Raw genomic sequence first — 16,288 nt, forward strand, 5'->3', positions numbered from 1 at the left:
CGAGCACCTCGGCCGCGACGATCCGGTCGAACTCCCCGTCGGCGAACGGCAGGGCGAGGGCGTCGCCCTCCTTCACGTCGGCCTCGGCGCCGGCCGGCACCTCGCCCGCCTCGCGCATCGCCGCGAACCACTCGCGCACGGTCGCGAGCTCGTCGGCGTCCTGGTCGAAGGCGATGACGTCGGCGCCACGCTTGTACATCTCGAAGGCGTGGCGGCCGGCGCCGCACCCCATGTCGAGCACCCGCTCACCCGGCCGGAGGCCGAGGCGGTCGAAGTCAACGGTCAGCACGGTGGTTCTCCTTCTCGCGCCGGTAGTCGGCGATCGTCTCCTCGTAGGCGGCGGCGGTGGCCTCGGCCACGGCACGCCAGCTGAACAGCTCCTCGACGCGGGCCCGACCGCGCGCGCCCATCGCCGTACGCCGCTCGGGGTCGTCGAGCAGCGCCGCGAGGGCCTGCTCCAGCTCGCCGACGTCGCCAGGGGTGACCAGGTCGGCACACTCGCCGTCGGGACCGACGACCTCGGGGATCGCCCCGGCGCGAGAGACGACGAGCGGGGTCGCGCAGGCCATGAGCTCGGCGGTCGGCAGCGAGAACCCCTCGTAGAGGGACGGGACGCACGCGACCTCGGCCGAGCCCATCACCCGGACCAGCTCCTCGTCGCTGACCCCGTTGACGAACTCGACCCGGTCGGCGATCCCGAGCTGGTCGATGAGCTGCTCGGTGCGACCGCCCGGCTCGGGGCGGGTGACCAACACGAGCGAGACGTCGCGCTCCACGCTCAGCTTGGCGAAGGCCTCCAGCAGCGTCGCGATGCCCTTCATCGGGGCGTCCGCGCTCGCCATGGCGAGGATGCGCCCCGGCACGCGCGGCTCGGTCGGCGGGGCGAAGACGTCGTCGACGCCCAGGAGGATCGTCTGCATGCGCGCGGGGTCGACCCCGAAGTCGCGGGCCACGTCACGGCTCGAGGACTCCGAGGGAGTGAGCACCTTGCGGTAGCGCTTGGCGACCTTCGTCTGCATCCGCAGGAAGCCGTACCACCGGCGCAGGGTGAGCCGCTTGCGCCAGGTGGGCGCGGTCTGCAGGTCGATCCTGCGGTCCATGGTGATCGGGTGGTGGATGGTCGCCACGACGGGCAGGCCGTAGGACTCCAGCTCCATGATCCCGGTCCCGAGGACCTGGTTGTCGTGCGCGATGTCGAAGTCCGCGGCACGCTCCTTCATCAGCCGCGCGATGCGGGAGCTGAAGGTCTTCGGCTCGGGGAAGCCGGCCGTGCACATGGTGAGGAACTCCTCGACGTCGATGCGGTCGCGGAACTCCCGCAGCCTCGGGATCCGGAAGGGGTCCGGCTCGCGGTAGAGGTCCAGGCTCGGGACCTTGGTCAGCCGCACGCCCTCGTCGAGGTCGGGGTAGGGCTGCCCGGAGAAGACCTCGACCTCGTGGCCGAGGCGGACCAGCTCGCGGCTGAGGTGGCGGATGTAGACACCTTGGCCGCCGCAGTGCGGCTTGCTCCGGTAGGACAGCATGGCGATGCGCACGTGTTCTGCCTTTCGCGTGCTGTGGATGAGGGGGCCCATTATGCCTACTGGTCGGTAGGCACCTCCGCGTGAGGTCGCCGCTCACCCCTCGCTGGAGTGGCCCGGGAAGACGTGGGCGGTGGGGTCGATCACGACGGCCGCGTTGTTGACCGCGGTCGCGGCCTCGCCGAACCCGACGGCGATCAGGCGCACCTTGCCGGGGTAGTCGGTGATGTCGCCGGCGGCGAAGACCCGTGGCAGGTTCGTGCGCATCGCGGAGTCGACCACCACGTGCCGCTTCTCGGTCACCAGGCCCCACTGCTGGATCGCGCCGAGGTCGGCGACGAAGCCGAGCGCCGCGACGAGCGCCTGCGCCTTGAGGGTGCGCGGCTCCTGCCCGTCGACGCTGACCTCGACCTCCTCGAGGTGGCCGTCACCGCGCAGCGCGGTGACCTGGGCGTTGGTGACGATCTCGACGGTGGAGTCCCTGACCGCCGCGACCGTGCGCTCGTGGGCGCGGAAGGCGTCGCGCCGGTGCACGAGGGTGACCGAGGCGGCGATCGGCTCGAGGTGCTGGGCCCAGTCGAAGGCGCTGTCGCCGCCGCCGACGATGACGACGTCCTTGCCGGCGTAGGGCGCGAAGCTCGGCACGAAGAACTCCATGCCGCGCCCGACCCAGCCGTCGCCGGCGGGCAGGGGTCGCGGGCTGAACTTCCCGATGCCCGAGGTGATCAGCACCGCCCCCGCGGTGACGCGGGTGCCATCGTCGAGCGTGACGACCACGTCGTCCTCGCGGTGGTCGAGGGTGGTCGCGGTGCGGTCCAGCAGGTACGTCGGGTCGGCCGTGGCCGCCTGCGCCACCAGTCCCTCGACGAGGTCGCGGCCCTTGACGCTGGGGAAGCCGGCCACGTCGAGGATCGCCTTCTCGGGGTACATCGCGGTGATCTGGCCGCCCAGCTCGGGCAGCGAGTCGACCACGGTGACGCTCATGCCGCGGAAGCCTGCGTAGTACGCGGAGTAGAGGCCCGTCGGGCCGGCACCGATGATCAGCAGGTCGGTCGTCACGTCGTCCACGCCGCGATCCTTCCCATCCCCGGCTCCCGCCACAAGGGCACGTTCACAGCGCGTCCAGCTCGCTGACCAACCAGTCGCCGTCGACCCGCTCGAGCGTGACGAGCACGCGGTCGAGGTCGAGCGTCGGCTTCTCGAGGTCCTTGCCGTCGGTGGACTGGTTCACGAACACCAGCACCCGGGCGTACGACGTCGTGGCGTGCACGACGGCCGTGCCGACGACCTCGGCGGACACCACGCGGCGGTCGCGGCGGCTCGACGTCGCGACGCCGGCCATCGTGCGGTCGTACTGGTCGAGCATCGCGCCGGTGAGCAGGTCGCGGGCCGCGGCCTTGTCGGCGGCCAGCGAGTCCCAGGAGTAGCTGTAGACCCGGCCGGCAGCCTCACCGGCGACCTCCAGCACCGTGCTCCTGACCGCGTCGGAGGCGACCGACGACGCAGGGTCGGCCGCGCTGGTGACGTCCGCGCCGGCACCGTCGTCGCGCTCGGTCCAGAGCCAGCCCAGCACGCCGGCCGCGACCAGGACCGCCAGCGCGAGCACTCCGGCGAGCCGTCTCTGGAAGGTGAGCGTCACCGGGTCACCTCACGAACCTCAGCGTGCTGGTGAGCCAGCGGCCGTCCTCACGCACCAGGCCCAGCTCGAGCCGGTAGTAGCGCACCTGGGGCTCGTCGGTGCTGGTGTTGGTGACCGTGCTGTTGGCCGCCACGAGCACGGTCGCCGCGTCGTCCTCGAGGTCCGACACGCCGAGGGCGACCACTTCTCCGGCGGAGGTCGCCCGGGTCCGGGTGGCCTCCCGCGTCAACCGCCTGCTCTGCGACTCGTACTCATCGCGGAACTCGCCCGTGGCACCGTCGAGCACCCGCTCGACCACGACGTCCATCGTGCGGTGGTCGACGGTCAGGAACGCCAGCGCCTCCGCGCGGGCGGCCGCGGCGACCTCGTGCTGGGCGGCTGTCAGCCCCTCGTCGACGGGCTCGCTGGTTCCCAGCAGCCAGGCGATGCCGCCCACCAGCCCGGCGAGCACGACGGACAGCACGCTGACCATCCAGATCGTGCTGCGTCCTCCCACGCCGCGAACCTAGCCCAGGCGAGGGTCCCGGCGCCGCTGATCGGCGTGCCTAGACTCCGGTCTCGTGAGACGGCAGATCGCGTACCTGACGGCGCACCCCTCGGCCATGCTCCTGGGGGCGCAGCTGCTGCAGGTGCTCGCGTGGCCGTTCCTGGAGGGCTCGACCGTCGGTCGCGCGTTCCTCGGCGTGATCGGGATGCTCGCCGTGGGCTCCGCGGTCCTCGCGGTCCGGCGCACGCCCCACGTCAGCCGGGTCGTCTTCTTCCTGGGCGCGCCCACGATCGTGTTCACGCTGCTGGAGGCGGTGTTCTCCGACATCGACGCGGTGGTGATCGTCTCCGGGCTGCTGCACGCGCCGTTCTACTTCTACGTCTCCTACGCGATGCTGCGCTACCTCTTCCACGACGACGTGGTGACCACCGACGAGTACTACGCGACCGGGGCCGCCTTCACCGTCGTCGCCTGGGGCTTCGCCCACCTCTTCGCCGCGGTGCAGGCGGTCTGGCCCGACTCGTTCTCCAACGCGAGCGGCTTCGAGCACACGTGGTTCGAGCTGCTCTACCTGTCGTTCTCGACGCTCACCAGCGTCGGGCTCTCCGACATCGTGGCCGTCGGGAGCGTGGCACGCTCCGTGCTGATGGTGGAGATGATGGTCGGGGTGTTCTACGTCGCGATGGTGGTGGCCCGCATGGTGGGGCTCACGATGATGCGGCGCCGGCGCTGACGTCCCCCGTCAGCGCCGACGCGCGACGGGCTCAGTCCTCGTCCTCGTCGTCCTCGTCGTCGAGGAGACCCTCCCGCTCGGCGGCCTCCACGATCCGGCGCACGTTGTCGATGCTGCCGCAGTCGGCGTCGAGCTGGGCGTTGCGCTCGGTGGCGAAGGCCTCGCCGAGCTCGAGGCGCACCTTCTCGCTCACCTCGTCGCGCGCCGGGTTGAGGATGGTGAGCTCCTCCTCGGTGAGGTGGTGGTTGAGCGCCGTGGCGAGCTCCTCGACGGCGTCGTCGAACGCCTGGGTGTCGGTGCCCTTCAGCTCGAGCACCTTGAGCATCGCCTCGTGGCCCTCGGCGTGCTCCTCCTCGCCGTGCTCGGCCTCGTGCTCGGTGATCGCGTCCTTGCGACGCAGCTGAGGGTAGACGTGCTTCTCCTCCGCCTCCGCGTGCGCGACGTGGAGGGCGGCGAGCGCCTTGCGGACGGCGTCGCGGTCCGAGGTGCTGTCGCGCAGCTGGCGCATCAGCGACTCGAAGCGACGGTGGTCCTCGAGGATCAGGTCGATGACGTCGCCCGAGACCGGGCGACCGAGGTCGATGGGAGTGCTCATGCGGCGAACCTAGCGACCCCGCAGTGACGCCGCCCGCCGCGTACCTCCCCACGGGTGGGCCTGCCCACGCCTGCCTACGATGGCGTCGTGCCAGGCATCGAGGTGTGGAGCCAGTTCGACCACGACCCGCGCAACGCCGCCCACGCGACCATGCGGGCCTCGGACCGCGACCGCGCCGTGATCGAGGGCGTGCTCGCCGACGCCTTCGCCGAGGGACGCCTGACGCGCGCCGAGTACGACGAGCGCGCGGACGCCGCCCTGGCCAGCCGGACCCTCGGCGACCTGGTCCCCCTCGTCGCCGACCTCCCGGTCGCGGTCAGCACCCCGGCGACCCCCTCGGTCGTCGAGGAGGCCAACCGGGCCTACGTCACCGAGCGCCGGCAGGCGCTGTGGGGCTTCCTGTCGGCCTCGATCATCTGCTGGGTCATCTGGCTGGCCACGGGAGCCGACTTCCCGTGGCCGCTCTTCGTCATGCTCGGCACCGGGCTCCACGCCGGGCGCGTGGTCTTCATGAAGGACGAGATCATCGCCGCCGAGAAGGCCCGCCTGGAGAAGAAGCAGCGCAAGGAGCTGCGCCGCCGAGAGCAGGAGGACTGACGGCGAGACGGCGCCCTACTTGGTGGCCGGCGCTCGCTTCACTCGCGCAGCTCCTCGCTCCTCGGGTGCGCCACGAGCCTCGTCCCTCGGCTCGCGCGCACCGCTCGTCACTTCGTCGCCTCCATCATCTGGCGGAGCTCCTTCTTGAGCTCGGAGATCTCGTCGCGGAGCCGGGCCGCCACCTCGAACTGGAGCTCCGCGGCGGCGTGCTTCATCTGCTCGGTGAGCTCCTGGATCAGCTCGGCGAGGTCGCTGCTCGGGATGCCGGCCGTGTCGGGCGCCTCGGAGTGGATCTTCGACAGCGCCGGGGTGGGCGACTTGCCGGCCTTCACGCCGCCTGCGCGCCCCTTCTGACCGACGTCGGCCCAGGTCTTGAGCAACTCCTGGGTCGTCTCGTCCTCGCGGGCGAGCATCTCGGTGATGTCGGCGATCTTCTTGCGCAGCGGCTGCGGGTCGATGCCGCGCTCGGTGTTGTAGGCGACCTGGATCGCGCGACGACGGTTGGTCTCGTCGATCGCCGCCTCCATCGAGGGGGTGATCTTGTCGGCGTACATGTGCACCTGGCCGGACACGTTGCGGGCGGCACGGCCGATGGTCTGGATGAGCGACTTGTCGGAGCGGAGGAAGCCCTCCTTGTCGGCGTCGAGGATCGACACGAGCGAGACCTCGGGCAGGTCGAGACCCTCACGGAGGAGGTTGATGCCGACGAGGACGTCGTACTCGCCGAGGCGGAGGTCGCGCAGCAGCTCGATGCGCTTGAGGGTGTCGACCTCGGAGTGGAGGTATCGGGTCCGGATGCCGGCGTCGAGGAGGTAGTCGGTGAGGTCCTCGGACATCTTCTTGGTCAGCGTGGTGACCAGCACCCGCTCGCCCTTCTCGGAGCGCTCGCGGATCTCGTGGATCAGGTCGTCGATCTGGCCCTTGGTCGGCTTCACCACGACCTCGGGGTCGACCAGGCCGGTCGGGCGGATGATCTGCTGCACCGTGTTGTCGACCCCGCCGACGCGGTCGAGCTCGTAGTTGCCGGGGGTCGCGGAGAGGTAGACCGTCTGGCCGATGCGGTCGACGAACTCGTCCCAGCGCAGGGGCCGGTTGTCCATCGCGCTGGGCAGCCGGAAGCCGTGGTCGACGAGGTTGCGCTTGCGCGACATGTCGCCTTCGTACATGCCGCCGATCTGCGGGACCGCGACGTGCGACTCGTCGATGACGAGCACGAAGTCCTCGGGGAAGTAGTCGAGGAGCGTGTTGGGCGCGCTCCCGCGGGTGCGGCCGTCCATGTGCATCGAGTAGTTCTCAATGCCGGAGCAGGAGCCGACCTGACGCATCATCTCGACGTCGTAGGTCGTGCGCATCCGCAGCCGCTGGGCCTCGAGCAGCTTGCCCTGCTTCTCGAAGGCGGCGAGCTGGTCCTCGAGCTCGAGCTCGATGCCCTTGATCGCCCGCTCCATCCGCTCGGGACCGGCGACGTAGTGGGTGGCGGGGAACACGTGGAGCTCGGTGTCCTCGGAGATCACCTCGCCGGTGATCGGGTGGAGGGTCATCAACCGCTCGATCTCGTCGCCGAAGAACTCGACACGGACCGCGAGCTCCTCGTAGACGGGGAAGATCTCCAGGGTGTCACCGCGCACGCGGAACGTGCCGCGCGTGAACGACATGTCGTTGCGGGTGTACTGGATCTCCACCAGCCGCCGCAGCACGGAGTCGCGGTCGTGCTCCTCGCCGACCTTGAGCCGCAGCATGCGGTCGACGTACTCCTGGGGCGTGCCGAGGCCGTAGATGCAGGACACCGTCGAGACCACGATCGTGTCGCGGCGGGTGAGCAGGCTGTTGGTCGCGGAGTGGCGCAGCCGCTCGACCTCCTCGTTGATCGAGGAGTCCTTCTCGATGTAGGTGTCGGTCTGCGGGACGTAGGCCTCGGGCTGGTAGTAGTCGTAGTAGGAGACGAAGTACTCGACCGCGTTGTCGGGGAACAGCTGGCGCAGCTCGTTGGCGAACTGCGCGGCGAGGGTCTTGTTGGGCTGGAGGACGAGCACCGGTCGCTGCAGCTGCTCGGCGACCCACGCGACGGTGGCCGTCTTGCCCGTTCCGGTCGCGCCGAGGAGCACGACGTCCTGCTCGCCACCCTGGATCCGGCCGACGATCTCCTTGATCGCCGCCGGCTGGTCGCCGGACGGCTCGTAGTCGGAGACGACCTTGAAGGGGGCCACCCGGCGCTGGAGATCGGTGACTGGACGCATGCGTCGAGCCTACGACGCGCCACCGACAACGGGCCCGGACGTGACAGACGTCGCCCCGCCGCTGATCCCACGGCCCGTCGAACAGGACGATCTCCCGTCGGCGGCCCGTCCCCACGCGCGACGAGCAGCGCGTGAGCCGCTTTGTCCTGTCCGACGAGCCGGTCCTACGCTCGCACCGTGCCCCACCCGAGCCAGCCGCCGGACCGCGTGCTCGACCTGTTCGCCGCCGAGGGGGTGCTCGAGAGGCTCGAGGGCGGCCGCGGCACGAGCTGGCGTGCGGGCGACCTCGTGCTCTCCCCCGGCCACGACGAGTCGGAGGCGTGGCTGGCGCCGGTCCAGGCGCGCCTCGCGGTGCGTCTCGACGAGCAGTCACCACGCTCGGTCCGCCTCGCGCTGCCCGTGCCGGCGCGCGACGGCAACCTCACCGTCGACGGCTGGGCGGCCACCCGCTTCGAGGCCGGTACGACGCCCTGCCGCGACCTCGGCGTCCTGCGGGCGACCGCCCACCTCATCCACGCCCACCTCGCGAGCGCCGTGCCGACGCGTCCGGTGGAGCTGGGGACGACGACGGACCAGTGGACCGTGGCGGAGCGCCAGGCGTACGACGCCGACGCGGCGCTCCGGGCCGCGGCTGACCGGCCCGAGCCGGGGCTCGCCGACCTCGTCGTGCGTCTCGTCGCCGAGCTCGAACCGGCCGACCTGGGCCCCGAGCAGCTCGTCCACCGCGACCTCGCCGGCAACGTGCTCCTCGACGCGGCCGGTGTCCCGTTCGTCATCGACCTCTCCCCCGCGTGGCGCTCGCCGTCGTGGGCCGAGGCGGTCTGCGTGCTCGACGCGGTGCTGTGGCTGGGCGCCGCCCCTGAGGCGCTCGACGACTGGCGACGCGGCGCGCAGCGGCAGGCGATGCTGCGGGCGGCGCTCTTCCGGCTGCTCTCGGACCGGCCGTGCGACGTGGAGCGCTACGCCGCGCTCGGGCTCGTCTGAGTCCTCGACGCCGTGCGCGCCCCGCTAGATTGTGCGCGTGACCGCTGCCCGCCTGCTGACCTCCGTGCGGCGCGGCCTGCTCGCCCTCCTCGGCCTCCAGCTCGGCTTCGCGGTCGCGCTGTCGCTGGTCGACTCCTACCGCCGCCGTGGCAAGAAGCCGAAGCCGTTCCCGGTCACCGGTCCGGCGACCGTGCCGGTCGGCGACGGCGAGATCACGACGTACACCTTCGGGCGCGACCTGTACGACGACATGCTGGCGGCGATCGACGGGGCGAAGAAGCAGATCCTGTTCGAGACCTACATCTGGAAGGGCGACGAGATCGGGTGGAAGTTCAAGACCGCCCTGACCGCCGCGGCCGCGCGCGGCGTCGACGTGCACTGCATCTACGACGGTTTCGCCAACGTCGTCGTGTCCCCTGCGTTCAAGCGGTTCCCGCCGTCGCTGAAGGTGCTGCGCTACCCGATCTGGTCCGCCGGGCTGCGGTTCTGGGACCTGCGCCGCTACGGCCGCAACCACCGCAAGATGCTCGTGGTCGACGAGGAGGTCGCCTTCCTCGGCGGCTACAACATCGGCTCCGCCTACGCCACCGAGTGGCGTGACACCCACGTCCGGATCACCGGACCCGGGGTGTGGGACCTCAAGCGGTCGTTCGCCGACTTCTGGAACCTCCACCGCCGGCACCGCCTGCGCCGCAACGAGAGGCCGCTGCTGCTCGAGACGGCCTCGGACTGGGACCCGCAGATCCGGATCCACCGCAACGTCCCGCGGCAGTGGAGCTTCCCGATCCGCAGCATGTACCTCGAGGCGATCAACCGGGCCAGCCGCAACATCTGGCTGACCACGGCGTACTTCCTGCCCGACCAGGACTTCGTCGACTGCCTCGTCGAGGCGGCGCGGCGCGGCGTGGACGTCCGGGTCCTGCTGCCGCTGAAGTCCAACCACATCGTCGCCGACTGGATCTCGCGCGGCTACTACGGCCAGCTGCTCGGCGCCGGGGTGCGGATCCTGCGGTTCAAGGACGCGATGGTCCACGCCAAGACCGCCACCATCGACGGCAGCTGGGCCACGGTCGGCACCGCCAACATCGACCGGCTGAGCCTGCAGGGCAACTACGAGATCAACCTCGAGGTCATCGACCCGGCGTTCGCCGCGGTGATGGAGGAGGTCTTCGCGAACGACGAGTCGAACTGCCTCGAGCTGACCCTCCACGAGTGGCAGGCGCGCGACCTCAACCGCAAGTTCACCGAGACGTTCCTCGGCCCCCTGCGTCCCCTCCTCTGACCCGACGCGATCGCGCGCGGCATAGCCTGCCGCCATGCCGTCCGCCCATGCCGCCCTCGCGCCCCTGGTCTCCGCCGCGATCGAGAGGGCCTTCGGCGAGGAGCGACGCGGCGCCGACCCGGTCCTGCGCCCCAGCCAGTTCGCGGACCTGCAGTCCAACGCCGCACTCCCCCTGGCGAAGGTGCTCGGGATCCCGCCGCGCGAGGTGGCCCAGCGCATCGTCGAGGCCCTCGAGGTCGACGGCGTGTGCGAGCGGGTCGAGGTCAGCGGTCCCGGGTTCGTCAACCTGACGCTGGCCGGCGCGTGGCTCGGCACGGCGCTCGACGAGCTCGCGGCCGACCCGCGCAGGGGCGCGCCGCGGGCGGAGCCCCAGCGCGTGGTCATCGACTACTCGGCGCCCAACGTGGCCAAGGAGATGCACGTCGGGCACCTGCGCACGACCGTGGTGGGCGACGCGCTCGCCCGCGTGCTCGAGCACCTCGGGCACACCGTCGTACGCCAGAACCACATCGGCGACTGGGGCACGCCCTTCGGGATGCTGATCGAGCGCCTCCTCGAGGTCGGTGAGGGCTCGGAGGAGGCACTGCTCCTCGAGACCGACCCGAACACCTTCTACCAGTCGGCCCGGACGAGGTTCGAGGGCGACGCGGCCTTCGCGACCCGGTCCCGCGAGCGCGTGGTGGCCCTGCAGGCCGGGGACGCCGAGACGCTGCGGCTCTGGCACGAGCTGGTGGACCTCTCCCGCCACTACTTCAACGCCATCTACTCCCGCCTCGGCATCGGCCTCACCGACGACGACCTCGCCGGCGAGTCGACCTACAACGACGACCTGGAGCGGGTCTGCGACGAGCTCACCGAGGCCGGCATCGCCACCGTCAGCGACGGGGCGCTCTGCGTCTTCCTCGAGGGCCGCACCGGGCGGGAGGGCCGGCCGCTCCCCCTGATCATCCGCAAGTCCGACGGCGGCTACGGCTACGCCACGACCGACCTCGCCACCGTCCGCCGCCGGGTGCGGGACCTGGCGGCCGACCGGATGCTCTACGTGATCGGTGCACCGCAGTCGCTGCACCTGCAGATGGTGTGGGAGACCGCGCGGCTCGCCGGCTGGCTCCCCGACGACGTCGAGGTCGTGCACGTGCGGATCGGCAACGTCCTCGGCCCTGACCGCAAGATCCTCCGGACCCGCTCGGGTGCCCCGCTGCGCCTCATGGCGCTGCTCGACGACGCCGTCGCGGCCGCCCGCGCCGCGATCGACGAGGACCGCCCGGGGCTCTCGGAGGAGGAGCGCGCCGCGCTGGCCCCCCAGGTCGGGATCGGCGCGGTGAAGTACGCCGACCTCTCCGTCGCGCACGACAGCGAGTACGTCTTCGACCTCGAGCGGATGGTCGCCCTCAACGGCAACACCAGCCGCTACCTGCAGTACGCCGTCGCCCGCACGCGCTCGATCTTCCGCCACGCGGGGGTCACCCCCGGTGCCGTGGTCGTCGCGGAGCCCGAGGAGCGGGCCCTCGCGCTGGCGCTGCTCGACTTCGGCGACGTGGTCGACGAGGTCGGCCGGACCCTCGAGCCGCACCAGCTGTGCACCTACCTGTTCGACCTGGCGCAGACCTACTCGGTGTTCTACGAGCGCTGCCCGGTCCTGAAGGCCGAGCCGGCCGTGACGGCGTCGCGCCTCACCCTGACCGGGCTCACCCGCGACGTCCTCGTGCGCGGGCTCGACCTCCTCGGCATCGAGGCGCCGGAGGTCATGTGACCGGGCGGCCGCCCCGGAGCAGCAGGATCCACCCGGACACCACGGCGATCCATGCCAGCCCGGCGACGTAGGCCCCGGCCTGCCACTGCGACCACTCGATGACCTCCCCGTAGCGCGCCAGGGCGATGCCCTCCAGCACCACGAAGGCGGCGCCCGTGAGGCCCACGGGGCGCACCTGGCCGGCGTCGTCGACCAAGACGGCGTGCGCCGCCGCCCAGCCCAGGCCGACCAGCCACGCGCCGACCGCGCGCCCGGTGAGCGGGGTGAGCGGCCACGACCACGCCTGCGACGCCCACACGGGGTCGACCAGGAGCGCGAGGCCCGCGGCGAGCAGGACCGCACCGAGGCCGAGCAGCAGCGCGCGCAGGAGCACCGGCAGCGGACGTCGTACGCCGTCGCCGACCTCCCCTGCGGCCCGCGACTGCAGCACCAGGGCGAGGACCATCGCGACGGGCACACCGGCGTAGATCGCCAGCCACCCCCACGTGACGAGGCGCGCGCTCGTCGGGTGCTCGGTGCCGAGGTGGAACTTGTCGAGGTGCACCACGGTGACCAGGAACGTCAGCGTCGTGAAGACGAGCACCGTCCACACCGTGAGCCGGGCCCGCCCCCAGCCCGTCGAGCGCGCGCCGGCCAGCTCGAGGACGGCGCTGGACCAGTACGCCGCACCGAGGAAGACCGCGGTCATCGGGACGTCGATGGTCCACGAGAACCAGTCGTCGGTCCGCGTGGGGAAGACGGTGAGCTGGAAACCGGCCAGGAAGACGAGGACGGCGGCCACCACCAGCAGGACGCGCATCGGACGGGCCACGGCGGCGTCGCGCCGGGCAGCGTGCTGCCGGCTCATGGAGCGGGTTCCGCCACGGGGTGGTCGGCGAGGTAGCCGTGAAGCGTGGCGATGACCATCGCGCCGTCGCCGACGGCCGTGGCGACGCGCTTCACCGACCCGGCGCGCACGTCGCCCACTGCGAACACCCCGGGGATGCTGGTCTCCAGCGGCAGGCGCATCGCGCCGTCGGGGGCCGGTGCGGTGACGTCGCGCCCGGTGCGCACGAAGCCGGTGCTGTCGCGCTCGAGCTCCTCGGGGAGCCACGAGGTCCGCGGCATCGATCCGATCAGGACGAACAGCCCACCGGCCGGGACGTCCTCGGTCCCACCCTCGCCGTGCGGGTCGCCGAGGGTGAGCCCGACCAGGCAGCCGTCGTCGACGCGCCCGCCGACCACGGCGGTGCGGTAGCGGATGACGACGTTGCGGGTGGCCTGCAGCTGGGAGATGAGGTACTCGGACATGCTCGCGGCCAGCGAGGGCCCGCGCACGACGAGCGTCACCTGGCGGGCGTAGCGGGCGAGGTGGAGCGTTGCCTGGCCGGCCGAGTTGCCCCCGCCCACGACGTAGACGTCCTCCCCCGTCATCGACGGTGCCTCGGCGACGGCCGCGCCGTAGTAGACGCCGCGCCCGACCAGCGACTCGAGCTCGGGCACGTCGAGGCGGCGGTAGTCGACGCCGGTGGCGATGACGATGCTGCGCGAGCGCACCCTGCTGCCGTCGGCCATCGAGACGGTGTGGATGCCGTCCTCGGTGCCCAGCGCATCGACCGGTCGCATGAACGAGTACTCGGTGCCGAAGGCCCACGCCTGCTGGAACGACCGGAAGGCCAGGTGCGCGCCGCTGACGCCGCGGGAGAACCCCGGGTAGTTCCGGATCAGCGACGAGGTGCCGGCCTGGCCGCCGACGGCCTGCTGCTCGATCACCAGGGTGGACAGCCCCTCGGAGGAGGCGTAGACCGCCGCCGCGAGGCCGCTGGGCCCGGCGCCGACCACCACGACGTCGTACACCTTGTCGGGCGAGAGCGGGGCCATCAGCCCGAACGCCTCGGCGATCTCGAGGTCGGTGGGCGCGACCAGCGTGGTCGGCGGGGAGGTGAACGACAGCATGACGACCGGCAGCTCGGGGTCCTCGAGGCCCGCACCGGCGAGCAGACGGGCGGCCGACGGGCTGCCGACCTGGTGGAACGCGACGGGGATGTGGTTGCGGCCGAAGGTGTCGCGCAGGACGTGGGTGCGCTCGTCGCGCTGCTCCCCGATCAGCCGCACCGCCTCGAAGCCGATGCCCTGGGCGAGGTGCCAGTCGTCGAGGGCGTCGGAGATCGTGCCGTGGAACTCCTCGTCGCGGTGGCGCTCCGGGCGCAGCAGCAGCAGCTCGGCGTGGCCGTGCGCGATCGCGGAGAACACCGCGGGGGTGCTCGCGAAGTCGCCCCAGACGGCCGCGATCGCACGCTTGGCCGAGGGGTGGAGGTTGTACGCCCGGCGCAGGAAGTCCAGGCCGTGGCGGTCGTCGGGCCCGTAGCAGGCGATCACGAGCGCGACCTGGCGCCCCCACCGCCGCAGGCCCTCGAGGACCGCCCGTGCGTGGTCGTAGCTCGCGCAGACGACGACCTCGTAGTCGCCGCCGTACCTGCGGCGCAGCTCCCCACCGATCACGTCACGTGACGTCTCGTCGGTCGTGGCCAGCAGCAGGACAGGATCGACGTCGCTCATGCGGCCTCCCTCACAGCCCTGACATCGGCATCGACGCTACCGCCGCCCCTCGGGGCTGGCGACTCCATTTCTGGGGGTGCTGGTCCGTCAGCGGGTGGGGAGGTGCGTGGGGATGCTCATCCGCGGTCCGCGACGGGGCCGGGACCGCCCGCCGGCCATCGCCATGGCCGCCGCCCGGCCGCGCTGGGGGCGGTAGGGCTCGAGGAGCTCGGCCATCTCCTCGTCGGTGATGTCGTGACCGACGAGGGCCCAGCCGACCCAGTTGGCGAGGTGGTAGTCGCCGAAGCTCACCGCATCGGGATCGCCGAGCGCCCGCTGCCGGACCTCGGCGCTGGTCCACACGCCGATCCCCCGGACCGACCGCAGGCGCCGGTCGGCCTCGTCGGCCGGCACCTCCGTGATCCGCTCCAGCGAGGAGGCGAGCCGGCAGGCGGTGACGACCGTCCGCGACTGGGCGGGCTGGACGCCGAGCCGCAACCACTCCCAGCTCGGGATGGCGGCGATGGTCGCGGGCGTGGGCTGCAGCATCAGCCGCAGCGGGGCGACCGGCCCCGGGGCCGGCTCGCCGTGGCGGCGGACGAGCTCGCGGAACGACCCGAACGCCTGCTTGCCGGTCACCTTCTGCTCGAGGATCGACGGCACGAGCGACTCCATCACCAGCCCGGTCGCACCGATGCGCCAGTGGCCGTGGGTGCGCCAGCCCTGCGCGACCTCGGGGTGGTGGTGCGGCTCGAACCCGCTGGGGTCGTCGTGCGCGCCGAGCAGTCGGGGCAGGTGCTCGAGCGCCCAGTCGGCCCCGGCGCCCCAGGCCCGCGCGTGCACCCCGCCGGTGGACGGCCGCTGGTGGACGCAGAGGCTCGCCGGGCCGGTCGGCGTACGCATGGCGCGCCAGATGCGTCCGGACTCCTCGTGGCGCTGGGTGGGGTCACCGGCGCCACGTCGCTGCGGGCGCAGCACCTGCGCGACCGAGCACGGCCAGTCGGGCACCCAGGTGCGGGTGCGCTCGCCGACGGTGGAGGGGGCCATGGGTGCGACGGTAGACGAGTCCACCGACTACCTTGCAGCCATGGCCGAGACACCGAACCAGCGCGACCTCGAAGAGGGCATCCAGAAGGACTTCTCGAGGTCGATGTCCTACGGCGACTACCTCCGGCTCGACGTCCTGCTGTCCGCCCAGCAGCCGCTGTCGGACCCGCCGCAGCACGACGAGCTGCTCTTCATCGTCCAGCACCAGACCAGTGAGCTGTGGCTCAAGCTGATGGTCCACGAGCTCCGCTCCGCGCGGGCGCTGCTGCGCACCGACGACCTCTCCCCCGCGCTCAAGCGGATGGCGCGGATCAAGCACATCCAGCACACCCTCACCGACCAGTGGTCGGTGCTCGCGACGCTGACGCCGTCGGAGTACGCCGAGATCCGGCCGTTCCTGGCGACGTCGTCGGGCTTCCAGTCCGCGCAGTACCGCGAGGTCGAGTTCCTCCTCGGCAACAAGAACGCCGACATGGTGAAGGTCCACGCCCACGACTCCGCGGCGCACGACGTGCTGGCCCAGCTGCTGCACGAGCCGTCGCTCTACGACGAGTTCCTGGCCCACCTCGCCCGCCAGGGGTACGCCGTCCCCGCGCGGCTGCTCGACCGCGACTGGTCGCAGCCGCACACCACCGACGACGAGCTCGTCGAGGTCTTCGCGTCGGTGTACGCCGCCCCCGCCGAGCACTGGGGCGTCTACGAGACCTGCGAGGAGCTCGTCGACGTCGAGGACGCCTTCCAGCAGTGGCGCTTCCGCCACCTCCAGGTCGTCCAGCGCACCATCGGCCACAAGGTCGGCACCGGCGGCTCGTCGGGCGTCGACTTCCTCCGCCGCGCGCTGAACCTCACCTTCTTCCCCGAGCTCTACGAGGTGCGCACCCGCATCGGGCAGTGAGG

At 71.8% G+C, this 16,288-nt stretch carries 16 protein-coding genes; 6 read left to right on the forward strand and 10 right to left on the reverse strand.

Going from position 1 to position 16,288, the window contains the following annotated elements; genetic code table 11:
• The 5 genes from Q9S36_RS45515 to Q9S36_RS45535 all read right to left on the reverse strand — a co-directional run.
• A partial coding sequence (locus tag Q9S36_RS45515) for a class I SAM-dependent methyltransferase (RefSeq protein ID WP_311291371.1) occupies positions 1–289 on the reverse strand: 289 nt, incomplete at its 3' end.
• Complete coding sequence (locus tag Q9S36_RS45520; protein ID WP_311291372.1) at positions 276–1,535, reverse strand: glycosyltransferase family 4 protein; 1,260 nt, start codon at positions 1,533–1,535, stop codon at positions 276–278. The genes Q9S36_RS45515 and Q9S36_RS45520, both read right to left, overlap by 14 nt.
• Positions 1,536–1,616: 81 nt before the next feature.
• Positions 1,617–2,588 (reverse strand): NAD(P)/FAD-dependent oxidoreductase, encoded by a 972-nt coding sequence (locus tag Q9S36_RS45525; protein ID WP_311291373.1) that lies wholly within the window; start codon positions 2,586–2,588, stop codon positions 1,617–1,619.
• 43 nt (positions 2,589–2,631) lie between these two features.
• On the reverse strand, positions 2,632–3,159 hold the full coding sequence (locus tag Q9S36_RS45530; protein ID WP_311291375.1) for a hypothetical protein: 528 nt from the start codon (positions 3,157–3,159) through the stop codon (positions 2,632–2,634).
• A gap of 4 nt (positions 3,160–3,163) precedes the next feature.
• Entirely contained in the window at positions 3,164–3,655 is a 492-nt protein-coding gene (locus tag Q9S36_RS45535; RefSeq protein WP_311291376.1) for a hypothetical protein, read from the reverse strand.
• Positions 3,656–3,719: 64 nt separating this feature from the next.
• On the opposite strand from Q9S36_RS45535, the gene Q9S36_RS45540 reads away from it, so the two are divergent.
• The gene (locus Q9S36_RS45540; protein WP_311291377.1) at positions 3,720–4,379 is read left to right on the forward strand and encodes a potassium channel family protein; all 660 of its coding nucleotides are present in this window, start codon (positions 3,720–3,722) and stop codon (positions 4,377–4,379) included.
• 31 nt (positions 4,380–4,410) lie between these two features.
• Here the strand turns inward: Q9S36_RS45540 and Q9S36_RS45545 are convergent, their stop codons facing one another.
• The gene (locus tag Q9S36_RS45545; RefSeq protein WP_311291378.1) at positions 4,411–4,974 is read right to left on the reverse strand and encodes a hemerythrin domain-containing protein; all 564 of its coding nucleotides are present in this window, start codon (positions 4,972–4,974) and stop codon (positions 4,411–4,413) included.
• A gap of 87 nt (positions 4,975–5,061) precedes the next feature.
• On the opposite strand from Q9S36_RS45545, the gene Q9S36_RS45550 reads away from it, so the two are divergent.
• Entirely contained in the window at positions 5,062–5,571 is a 510-nt protein-coding gene (locus tag Q9S36_RS45550; RefSeq protein WP_311291379.1) for a DUF1707 domain-containing protein, read from the forward strand.
• Positions 5,572–5,678: 107 nt separating this feature from the next.
• Here Q9S36_RS45550 and uvrB read toward each other — a convergent pair whose 3' ends face one another.
• Positions 5,679–7,808 carry an excinuclease ABC subunit UvrB gene (gene uvrB / locus Q9S36_RS45555; RefSeq protein WP_311291380.1) on the reverse strand — a complete coding sequence of 710 codons (2,130 nt, stop codon included), beginning with the start codon at positions 7,806–7,808 and terminating at the stop codon, positions 5,679–5,681.
• Positions 7,809–7,985: 177 nt separating this feature from the next.
• Here uvrB and Q9S36_RS45560 point away from each other — a divergent pair, with 177 nt between their 5' ends.
• From Q9S36_RS45560 to argS, 3 genes are read left to right on the forward strand one after another with little or no spacing between them, the layout of a single operon-like run.
• Positions 7,986–8,792: an aminoglycoside phosphotransferase gene (locus Q9S36_RS45560; RefSeq protein ID WP_311291381.1), complete on the forward strand. Its 807-nt coding sequence runs from the start codon at positions 7,986–7,988 to the stop codon at positions 8,790–8,792.
• 37 nt (positions 8,793–8,829) lie between these two features.
• Positions 8,830–10,074, forward strand: a complete 1,245-nt coding sequence (locus tag Q9S36_RS45565) for a phospholipase D-like domain-containing protein (RefSeq protein ID WP_311291382.1) — start codon at positions 8,830–8,832, stop codon at positions 10,072–10,074.
• A 34-nt stretch (positions 10,075–10,108) separates the two neighbouring features.
• The gene (gene argS, locus Q9S36_RS45570) at positions 10,109–11,827 is read left to right on the forward strand and encodes an arginine--tRNA ligase (protein WP_311291383.1); all 1,719 of its coding nucleotides are present in this window, start codon (positions 10,109–10,111) and stop codon (positions 11,825–11,827) included.
• On the opposite strand, the gene Q9S36_RS45575 is transcribed toward argS, so the two are convergent.
• The 3 genes from Q9S36_RS45575 to Q9S36_RS45585 form a co-directional block, all read right to left on the reverse strand.
• On the reverse strand, positions 11,820–12,674 hold the full coding sequence (locus Q9S36_RS45575) for a hypothetical protein (RefSeq protein WP_311291385.1): 855 nt from the start codon (positions 12,672–12,674) through the stop codon (positions 11,820–11,822). The two genes, argS and Q9S36_RS45575, sit on opposite strands and share 8 nt — an antisense overlap.
• Positions 12,671–14,365, reverse strand: coding sequence for an FAD-dependent oxidoreductase (locus Q9S36_RS45580; protein ID WP_311291386.1), 1,695 nt, complete (start codon positions 14,363–14,365; stop codon positions 12,671–12,673). The genes Q9S36_RS45575 and Q9S36_RS45580 overlap by 4 nt, the downstream gene beginning before the upstream one ends.
• An 87-nt stretch (positions 14,366–14,452) precedes the next feature.
• On the reverse strand, positions 14,453–15,391 hold the full coding sequence (locus tag Q9S36_RS45585) for a DNA-3-methyladenine glycosylase 2 family protein (RefSeq protein ID WP_311291387.1): 939 nt from the start codon (positions 15,389–15,391) through the stop codon (positions 14,453–14,455).
• Positions 15,392–15,431: 40 nt separating this feature from the next.
• On the opposite strand from Q9S36_RS45585, the gene kynA reads away from it, so the two are divergent.
• A complete protein-coding gene (kynA, locus tag Q9S36_RS45590) occupies positions 15,432–16,286 on the forward strand; it encodes a tryptophan 2,3-dioxygenase (RefSeq protein WP_311291388.1) in 855 nt (284 codons plus the stop codon).
• The last annotated feature ends 2 nt before the right edge of the window (positions 16,287–16,288 follow it).

The organism is Microbacterium sp. ARD31 (assembly GCF_031844425.1).

What these genes read in the sequence shown, in the direction of transcription:
- Q9S36_RS45545 (WP_311291378.1), bottom strand. Translation starts at nt 4,974, where the DNA reads ATGAGCACTCCCATCGACCTCGGTCGCCCGGTCTCGGGCGACGTCATC.
- Q9S36_RS45575 (WP_311291385.1), bottom strand. Translation starts at nt 12,674, where the DNA reads ATGAGCCGGCAGCACGCTGCCCGGCGCGACGCCGCCGTGGCCCGTCCG.
- Q9S36_RS45585 (WP_311291387.1), bottom strand. Translation starts at nt 15,391, where the DNA reads ATGGCCCCCTCCACCGTCGGCGAGCGCACCCGCACCTGGGTGCCCGAC.
- uvrB (WP_311291380.1), bottom strand. Translation starts at nt 7,808, where the DNA reads ATGCGTCCAGTCACCGATCTCCAGCGCCGGGTGGCCCCCTTCAAGGTC.
- Q9S36_RS45580 (WP_311291386.1), bottom strand. Translation starts at nt 14,365, where the DNA reads ATGAGCGACGTCGATCCTGTCCTGCTGCTGGCCACGACCGACGAGACG.
- kynA (WP_311291388.1), top strand. Translation starts at nt 15,432, where the DNA reads ATGGCCGAGACACCGAACCAGCGCGACCTCGAAGAGGGCATCCAGAAG.
- argS (WP_311291383.1), top strand. Translation starts at nt 10,109, where the DNA reads ATGCCGTCCGCCCATGCCGCCCTCGCGCCCCTGGTCTCCGCCGCGATC.